The sequence below is a fragment of the Planomonospora sp. ID91781 genome (assembly GCF_015711595.1).
GTDB classification, from domain to species: domain Bacteria; phylum Actinomycetota; class Actinomycetes; order Streptosporangiales; family Streptosporangiaceae; genus Planomonospora; species Planomonospora parontospora.
The window spans coordinates 200,697-208,926 of record NZ_JABTEY010000004.1 but is presented as its reverse complement, the minus strand read 5'-3'; the positions used below and the strand labels follow the sequence as shown (position 1 = coordinate 208,926).

The 8,230-nt window shown below is 66.0% G+C and carries 9 protein-coding genes and 1 pseudogene; 6 read left to right on the top strand and 4 right to left on the bottom strand.

The genetic code is table 11. The features are described from left to right. Positions 1-104: 104 nt before the first annotated feature. Together HS048_RS34845 and HS048_RS38390 are read right to left on the bottom strand one after the other, a co-directional pair. A complete protein-coding gene (locus HS048_RS34845) occupies positions 105-683 on the bottom strand; it encodes a hypothetical protein (protein ID WP_196470107.1) in 579 nt (192 codons plus the stop codon). Positions 684-718: 35 nt separating this feature from the next. Next, positions 719-1,702 carry a hypothetical protein gene (locus HS048_RS38390; RefSeq protein ID WP_196470106.1) on the bottom strand — a complete coding sequence of 328 codons (984 nt, stop codon included), beginning with the start codon at positions 1,700-1,702 and terminating at the stop codon, positions 719-721. Between the two features lie 391 nt (positions 1,703-2,093). Between HS048_RS38390 and HS048_RS34835 the strand changes: the two genes are divergently transcribed. From HS048_RS34835 to HS048_RS34815, 6 genes and pseudogenes are all read left to right on the top strand, one after another. Then, entirely contained in the window at positions 2,094-2,306 is a 213-nt protein-coding gene (locus tag HS048_RS34835) for a hypothetical protein (RefSeq protein ID WP_196470105.1), read from the top strand. Continuing rightward, positions 2,303-2,701, top strand: coding sequence for a hypothetical protein (locus HS048_RS34830; RefSeq protein WP_196470104.1), 399 nt, complete (start codon positions 2,303-2,305; stop codon positions 2,699-2,701). Before HS048_RS34835 ends, HS048_RS34830 begins: the two co-directional genes overlap by 4 nt. Positions 2,702-2,943: 242 nt before the next feature. After that, positions 2,944-3,552: pseudogene (locus HS048_RS39225) on the top strand (zinc-ribbon domain-containing protein); the annotation flags it as partial. 66 nt (positions 3,553-3,618) lie between these two features. Then, positions 3,619-4,476: a zinc-ribbon domain-containing protein gene (locus HS048_RS39030; RefSeq protein WP_307832753.1), complete on the top strand. Its 858-nt coding sequence runs from the start codon at positions 3,619-3,621 to the stop codon at positions 4,474-4,476. A 218-nt stretch (positions 4,477-4,694) separates the two neighbouring features. After that, on the top strand, positions 4,695-5,504 hold the full coding sequence (locus HS048_RS34820) for a hypothetical protein (RefSeq protein WP_196470102.1): 810 nt from the start codon (positions 4,695-4,697) through the stop codon (positions 5,502-5,504). Between the two features lie 39 nt (positions 5,505-5,543). Continuing rightward, positions 5,544-5,864: a hypothetical protein gene (locus HS048_RS34815; protein WP_196470101.1), complete on the top strand. Its 321-nt coding sequence runs from the start codon at positions 5,544-5,546 to the stop codon at positions 5,862-5,864. Between the two features lie 44 nt (positions 5,865-5,908). On the opposite strand, the gene HS048_RS39025 is transcribed toward HS048_RS34815, so the two are convergent. Both HS048_RS39025 and HS048_RS34805 read right to left on the bottom strand, forming a co-directional pair. Beyond that, positions 5,909-7,027 (bottom strand): right-handed parallel beta-helix repeat-containing protein, encoded by a 1,119-nt coding sequence (locus HS048_RS39025; RefSeq protein ID WP_196470100.1) that lies wholly within the window; start codon positions 7,025-7,027, stop codon positions 5,909-5,911. Positions 7,028-7,158: 131 nt separating this feature from the next. Beyond that, a complete protein-coding gene (locus tag HS048_RS34805; RefSeq protein WP_196470099.1) occupies positions 7,159-7,746 on the bottom strand; it encodes an RICIN domain-containing protein in 588 nt (195 codons plus the stop codon). Between the last annotated feature and the right edge of the window lie 484 nt (positions 7,747-8,230).

The following is an 8,230-nucleotide window of genomic DNA, read 5'->3' as shown; positions in this document are numbered from 1 at the left end:
GATTCACTCCCAGAGGCAAAGACCAGCACGCGCCCGCGCCCGGCCCGCTGGGCCAGGGGCGTCGAACCGGCGACGCGCAATGACAAAGGCACGGTTCGCGGCCATCAGGTACATCCCGTCGAGGTGTCCGGCCCGGAGCTGATCGACAGCGGGCTCCAGTGCTGGCCGTCCCAGATCCGCCACGGGCCGCCCACCCCGCTGGCCCACTCCAGATGCGCCAGCGCGGCCGCGCGCTGCCCGGCGTCGCGCGGACGGGTGCGCAACGGGACGTAGTGCACCCAGCCCTCCCCGCAGCAGCGGGCCATGACCCCGCCCCGGCGCACGCACCCGCCCACCATCTGCTCGATCCGGTACTCATCGACCAGCAGCGTCAGCACCCGCGCGGTCGACAGCACCTGGCCGTCCAGGCGGCAGGCCGCCGCGAAGTCCTCCAGGTCGGCCTCGGTGAAGGCCCGCCCGCGGGGATGGAACGACACCACCAGCCCGCCGCCCGCCGCACCCTGCGGGCCGGGCTCGGCCACATCCGGCAGCGGACCCCGGATGTGGCCGGCCCGCTGTTCGCCCCGCACCAGCAGCGCCCGGTACTCCCACCGGCTCGCATAGTGCGGGCGGCAGCGCACCACCCGCAGCCGCGCATCGGGCACCTGCAACCCGGTGTGCGGCAGGTGCACCAGCCGAACCACCCCCGCGAGGGAAGACTCAGAAGCGGGACAGGTGCTCATCGGCACGGCACCCACAACGCCACCACGACCGTGTACGTCCCCGCCGTGCGCGCCGGATCCGCGCCACCGCTCCACTGCACCGTGACCGAGCCGCGGCGCGCCTGCCCGCACCCGGCCGGCGGCGCCCCGGCGGACAGCGGCGCCGCGCCGACCACGACGGTGGCGCTCTGCCCGGCCGCCAATGTCCCCGCGGTGGCCGAGACCGCCAGGCCCGCGCTGGGACTGACGCTCCAGCTCACCGGCTCGCGCGCCGCCAGCACCAGCGGCGCCGTGCGCGCCGCGCTGAGATCCACCGCGGTGGTCGAGACCGTCAGCGGCGGCCGCCTGGCCGGGGGCGGGGGAGCGCTCGCCGGCCGGGCGGGCCAGCCCTGCCCGGGCGCGTCCGGCGGGGGCGGGGCCGCCGTCGGCGCACCAGTCAACCGCGCCACCGGGGCGGCCGTGCGGCGGGCCGGCGGCCGTGACGGCACCGAGGTGACCTTGGCCCGCGGCGGAGGTGGCAGCGTGGTCTTCGCGTCCGCCCGGCGGGTGGCACGCGGCTTAACCGGCGGCGGCGAGGGCGGTTCGCTGATGACCGGGGGAGGAGGAGGCGGCTCCACTACAGCCGGGTCGGGCTCCTGCACGACCGGCACCGACGGCACCGGAGCGGCGCTTTCCTGCGGCGGTGGCCGGTCGCGGCCCAGGAAGAACATGATCGCCGCAACGGCGATGATCGCCAGCACGCCCGTGCCGACCAGCAGAGTCGTCCGGGAGGGCAGCGAGAACCGGCGGGGCTCCTCATCGTCGTCCCAGAAATCCGGTTCGATGTCCTCCTTGGGCTCCCCACCCGCAGGAGCGCCGGAGCCGGAGGCGGCGCTCGCCTCGCTGCCGGCGTCGTTGCCGCCGGGTCCCGTCGCGTCGTTCCCGGCGCTCACCGGTGAGCCGTCGGTGAGATCGAGCAGGTTGACCGCGCCTGTGCCGTCGGCGGATGCACTCACGTCCACGCCCCGTTTCGATCATTGAATGCGGTCAAGGCTGATGCGCCTGCGGCTGCGGTGGGCCCCCGTGGCGTCATCGCTGTCGGCCGCTTCGGCGGTGATTCGGATCAGAGGGCCGAGAGAGGGCGGAAAGTCTCACTCGAACCTTTCTGACAAACTTTGTCATGGTCTGGTCAGGAGAGTCTACGAAGAAGCGGCCGCGATGCAATAGCGGCACATGTTCACGATGAGGAAGGGGCGTCTTCTGCCGTCCAGAGCGGCAAGGGGCCACGGAGCTGCGCCATCAGCCGCACCCACCGACGGCCGACCACCGCCCTCCCCCGCAAAAGGCGCGTTTACCAGCAGCAGGACGCCGCCCTCCTGGAGCGTGCACACTGGGCGCGCTATCGTGGAGGCCATGAGCGACCAGGCACCCGGCATCCCCGGGATCGACGAACTGCGGGAGCGGCTGTACGGCACCTTCGTCTCCGCCGTACGCGTCGCCACGCCCGGCCAGGTCGCCGAGGCCCGCCGCGCCGTCGAAGCGGTCCGCGCCGACGACCCCGCGCTCGTCGACCGTATGGAGCACTTCTGGCGCAGCGGTGAGGACCCGGCGCGAGTGAGCGCGTGAGCAGCAACTACGGCAAGATCTTCGACCCATCCGCGCTCCTGCAGTACGCCGCCGCCCCCGAGGGCTACCAGCGCACTCTGCTCAACGTCGCCACCCGCGACGGCGCCACCCTGGTCGTTCCGGCCTCGGCCTACCAGGTGACCATCGCCCGCCGACCGCGGGCGCAACCGATGCTGTTCGACCTGGTGACCTCACCCGGCGTCGCGCTGCACGCCTTGAGTGACCGCATCGACCTGGAGAACGCCGCCTACCTGGCCGCGCCATACCCGGAACTGCACCGCGACGTGTGCGCCGCGCACTGCTGCCTGGTGGCGGTGCAGACCGGCTGGCCAATCGTCACCGCCGAGCCGGAGCTCTATCTCCCGCTCAGACTCGACGTTGAGAAGATGCCGTAAGCCGACCCCTCGGGTTCGTGACTCGTGGCCGTGTACTCCACTGAGTAGATGCGCAAAATTCCGGCAGCTCCCGTACCGGGAGCCTCTCAGACCCCTTTCCGGACAAAACATCATTTTTTGCTATCCAGTTTTGCTTTGTCGGTGATACAAGGCATAATCACCATGTGTCTCGGAGTACAGGACGGCATGTGGCCGATGGGGTTTCTCGACCTGCTCGACCCGGCAATAGTGTACGTGACCGCATGCCGGAATTCGCTCAGGAATGGCATCAGACAAAAAACGGGACCGCAACTCCTGAGACTGTCTCTTATAGAAGTCATTTGAGTGCAGAGTGGCGCTGCCGTCGATGCGGGACCGCCTTCAAAGCAGTAGTTGCGAACCGATTTAAAATATATAATGACAAGGGGCCCGAGTTCGGGTGCAGAAGATGTTCAGGCGCTCGCCGGGACCATCCCGATCCTGGCCAATCTTTAGCAGAGAAGCTTCCCCATCTGATAGTGGAATGGGACGACGAGCGCAATCACCCCTACACTCCATACATCATCAAGGCAGGATCCAACCGAAAATTTTTCTGGAAATGCCCTAGAGACGAAGGCCATCCATCTTATTTGGCTTCACCGGCGAACCGCCGCCGAAGTAAATGTCCGGCATGTTCAGGTCGATCTGTAGTCCCCAGCCAAAGCTTAGCTGGCCTCTTTCCGGAAATCGCTCACCAATGGCATTCCGAGAAAAATACGGCATGCCGCCCCGAGAGTATGGCCCCCTACTCCAGTGCTAAAGTTTGGTGGATCTGCACACGTGGTCATGAATGGCAAGCAGTCATTGCCATGCGCACGGGTCAAGGAACCGGATGCCCAATTTGCAGTACCTCGCACCGATCAGGTCAAGAAGTTCGCTTATTCACCGAACTTCTGACAGTGTTCGAACCAGTTTTAGGCGCCGGTGCTGTGCGCCATCATGTCAACATATCTGAGCTGTCGTCTCGCGTCGGACCGGTTGATATCACCATCACCACACCACTAAGAACGATCGCGATCGAGTTCGACGGCGCCTACTGGCATGCTCCTCGATTGGAACACGATTGTCGTAAAAGCCGCCAGCTCCGGAAAGCAGGCTACCATCTGATCCGGATTCGGGAGCATCCACTCTCTCCGTTGCACGCTGACGACGTAGAGGTTCCCGCCAATGTGAAACCTCTTGAGGCTGCGACTGCGACTGTCCGCCGCATGCTTGAACGCGGATGGATTGAAGGCGCGGCCTCCAAAGTGGCGGAAGATTACGTTGAAAGAGGTCAGCTTCTCGGAGAGGAGCTCGCACGTGAAATTCTTATCCACGCCGCCCAAAGCGATCTCGGCGATAAATCGCTAGCCGTAACCCATCCCGATATAGCAACTGAGTGGGACAAGGCGTCCAATGGCGAGTTGACACCCCGGCAAGTTCACGAAAAAAACAGCAGAAAAGTCAATTGGATCTGCGGTAAAGGGCATCGATTCGAGCAGAGGATCTGCGATCGCGTGCGCGGACGCGGCTGCCCGTACTGTGCAGGGAGGAGAGTTGATTCCGAAAACTGCCTTGCTGCCGTCCGTCCCGGATTGCTTCTCGATTGGGACTATGAGAAAAATTCCGTAACACCATATGAGATAACTGCGGGTAGCCAGAAGCGGATTAACTGGCGCTGTCAAAGATGTGGCCACGGTTGGATCGCGCCACTAAAGAATCGCAGTAGAAGCAAAAATCCGTCCGGATGCCCGGTATGCGCAAAGAAAAGTCACTGAAACGCATATATAAGTAGCATCAGCACCCTTCCTATCTTGCGCAGAGATGTGATCACGATTGATTGACCGCTCCGCACAGCTGGACAGCTCATCCTCTGTTTGTAAGCACGCGACGGCCGCACTGAGAAACCTAGCGTGCACCAACGACAGGCCCCAAATTTCACCTATGGCCGCTAAGGTCTCCATCCGCAAGCAATGATCACGGATGGAGAAACTCAATGGCCGAGCTGATCCGCAGCATCGAGGACGAGGTACCGATCTCCCGCGGCCGGTTCGACCTGTTCGACGGATCCGACCTCGGCCACGACGCCGAACCGAAGGTCGAGACCGGCGCGCTGCTGACCGAACCCGGCCGGATCGCCCTGGGCCACGTCGGCATCAAAAGCCAGGCCTGGGCACGAACCGCGCACGTGCGAATGGAGGCCTGGGACACCGAACCTCCCACACCCGGCACACCCTGGAGCGAAGCCGGGCAGGTCCTCTACCTGAGCCCGGGCGGCACCGTGTTCCTGCGCGGCCTCGGGGTCGGCCCCTCAGGGCAGATGCTGCTGATCGGCCCGCCGTTCTTCGCCTACGGCCTGCGCGCCTACGCCGGACCCGTCCGCACCCAGCCGACCGACGACGACGCGGCCGTGACCGAAGCCGTCGTGGAGACATGGCTGCTGCAGTTCTGGCCGCTGGCCGATGCCGCCGACCCGGCGCTGCGCGCGGAAACGGAGACGGGAGGACAGACCGCTGCCAGGATGTGCGAGATCCTTCCGCTCGAACCCGGCCCCGCCGCGCCGACCCCGGGGGAGTGGCCCGCGCTGCATCCGCTGCCCGCACCCGAACCCCCGACCGGGATCCGAGCCTGGTCCCACCCCTCCCGGCCCTCGGAGCCCGTCCCGAGGAGCCACGAAGCCGAAGGCCGCATCAGCCGCGGCATCATCCCTCGGGAAGCACTCGGCTCCGGGCGGCGCACCGAGGAGGTACTCGGCGACCTGCGCATCGACATGCTCGGCAACCCGCCTGCGGACATCGACTCCTGATCACAGTCACAGATCGAGGAGTACGCCACGCAGCTGCGCGTGAGCATGCGCATCGGCAGGGAGCTCAACCCGCACAGCGCCCCCACCCTGCGGATGGAGGCCTCCAGCGTGCGCACCGTCCTGGTCGGGCCCGATCCCGGGTTCAGCGGCCGCGCCTGGATATGGGCTTCGGACGAGCACGCTCATGCCGCCGTGCTGTCGGTCGACCGGCAGGTCATCGTCCGCGACCGCATCCGTCAGAACACGCTGCTCACCGGGATCGTCACCATCCTGCGCAAGGAGAACGGCTTCGTCGAGGTCCGTGCGGCGACCGAGACGGAGGCCGGCCGAGCGATCACCGTTGAGCGGTTGCGCGGCTGACGTCCGGGGCGGAAACGGTCGTGCGGGGTGTGCAGACGACCATGTCAGCGGCACTGGAGTACGGCGCCCGCTCTGGGTGTGACGGCGCCGTAGTAGCGGACCTTGGCGCAGTCGACGGTGTTGTCGTCGACGATGACGTCGGTGACCGGGGCGCCCGCCGCGTCGGCTCTGATCGCCACGGCGTCGCGGCCGCCGATGCCGCTCACCCGGTTGCCGGTGATCTCGACGGTCGCCAGCGGCTGGTCCTGGATCGACTTCACGTAGATCCCGCCCGCGCAGCCGGTCACGGTGTTGCCGGTGATGCGGACGTTCTGCGCGTTGAGCGTGCCGATCGCGTCCCAGCGCGTGTTGGCGACGGTGTTGCCGGTGATGCGGACGCCGGTGTGGACGTGGCCCGCGTACGCGGTGTGGGAGCCGGTGAACTGCCCCCACCCCGCCTGCGATCCCGAGGCGTCGCAGACGTTGCCGGTCAGCAGGATGTCCCGGCAGGGGGTGCGGTCGCCGAGGCCGGCCCAGGCGGTCCCGTCGGCCGCCAGGTCGAGCTGGACGGCCTCGCCGTGCCACAGGCCCGCGCCGGGGTCGGCGATCCAGCCCCTGAGGGTGCAGCCGCTGACCGTGCCGCGCCGGACGGCGTTCAGCTCGATCGCGTGCCACCACTTGACGTTCCAGATCGTTGCGTTGCTGACCAGCACATCACGGGTGTGGACGAAGGTGAGCACGTTCATCGCGGGGGCCTGGGAGAGCACGCCGCGCTGGACGAAGTCCCAGACCGGATCCCAGCTGCCGCCGGTGACCGCGATGTTGCCGCGTCCGGCATAGCCGCCGGTGGTGTCGGCGACCGCGTTGAGCAGCATGGTGTGCTTGACCCCGGTGGCGGGGAAGCGGGCGACGATCCTGGCCGCGGTGGCGTCGAGGTGGGTGCCGCCGTGGATGATCAGCGGCCGGGTGAGCAGGTAGGTGCCCTTGGGCACTTTGGCGATGCGGCGGCCGGCCGCGTCCGTGGCGCCTATGCCGTCGCGGGCGGCGTCGAGCAGCCGCTGGATCACCGAGCCGCTGACGTAGTCGGGCAGCGCCGCGGGCCCGATGGGCGCGGCGGCGCCCAGGGTGCCAGCGACGGCGGCCCCGGCGGCGCCGCCGAGGAAGACCCTTCGATCGATCGTCACTCTGGAATCCCTCCGGTCATGGTGACGGCACCGGCACGCGGCTGGCGGACGCCGGTGCCGTCGGCGCGGGTACAGGCACCCCCGCCGGACTCCACGCTGGTCGGTGGCCTGCTCTCAGGCCTCGACTCACATCACAGGCGATAGAACTCCCACTTCTGGCCCTGGCTTCTGCCGATGCATTTCCACTGGATGGCGTGAGCGCCGTTGGCAGTGCTGGAATCACCGATCGCCAGACACTTACCGCTGCCGTTGACGAAATGAACATGATAGGAACCGTCTTCCGGATAATCGACGAAATCCCACTTCTGGCCAGGGCTTTCATCGATGCATTTCCATTGGATGGCGTGAGCGCCGTTGGCGGTGCTGGAATCACCGATCGCCAGGCATTTGCCACTGCCGTTGACGATTCGCAGATATCGGGAATCGGTCGGGTGGATGTAGTAATACCACCGCTTTGCCTGGGTGTTTCCTTTGCAGTCCCACTGGATGGCGTGGGCGCCGTTGGTATCGCTGGAATCGCCGATCGCCAGACATTTTCCACTGCCATTGATGAACTGGTAAGGCCCGTCTAAGGAGTGGACTCCCAGCTTGACCGCCAGGGCTTTCGCCTCTTGGGTGTGGATGGACTGCTCGGCTAGTGCTTGAGATGACTCTATCGTCATTGTGACAGACGCGACGGCGAGGGCGCACATCGCAGACAGCAACTTGGATCGTCTCATTGGGTCCTTCCAGGGGATCGGGTTCTTCTGAGCGCACCGTGCACTGCGAGTGGATGGGCTCATTTATGTCGCTTGCACGGTGGCCGTTCGAGGGATCACTGAAAACTTTAGGGGAGGAGAATTTAAAGAACCATACCGCGCTGGTTTGAAAATATCCTCCACCTATTGGTGTATACACTCCCTCAATCGCCGTACGAGACCGAGATCATGCGTATCCAGAATAGGGACCCAAGCCTGATGAGAGCTGCCGCACACTCCGAGAGTCGCCGACCCGGGAATGCTCAGATCGGGCAGAATCGTCGACGACGGTTCCGCAGCGACTGGTATGCCTTCCTGTACCGGTTTGCTCGTCCTGAGCTGCGACTTCAGGACGAAAAACTGGCTGCATGATTCGGTTTCCGTTCGCTTGAGCGATACCGCCGGAAGGCACCGTCATCTACCGGCTGTAGACGGTCTGCGGTACCTCGGCACGCCGACGAGTACG

What these genes read in the sequence shown, in the direction of transcription:
- HS048_RS34820 (WP_196470102.1), top strand. Translation starts at nt 4,695, where the DNA reads ATGGCCGAGCTGATCCGCAGCATCGAGGACGAGGTACCGATCTCCCGC.
- HS048_RS34835 (WP_196470105.1), top strand. Translation starts at nt 2,094, where the DNA reads ATGAGCGACCAGGCACCCGGCATCCCCGGGATCGACGAACTGCGGGAG.
- HS048_RS34805 (WP_196470099.1), bottom strand. Translation starts at nt 7,746, where the DNA reads ATGAGACGATCCAAGTTGCTGTCTGCGATGTGCGCCCTCGCCGTCGCG.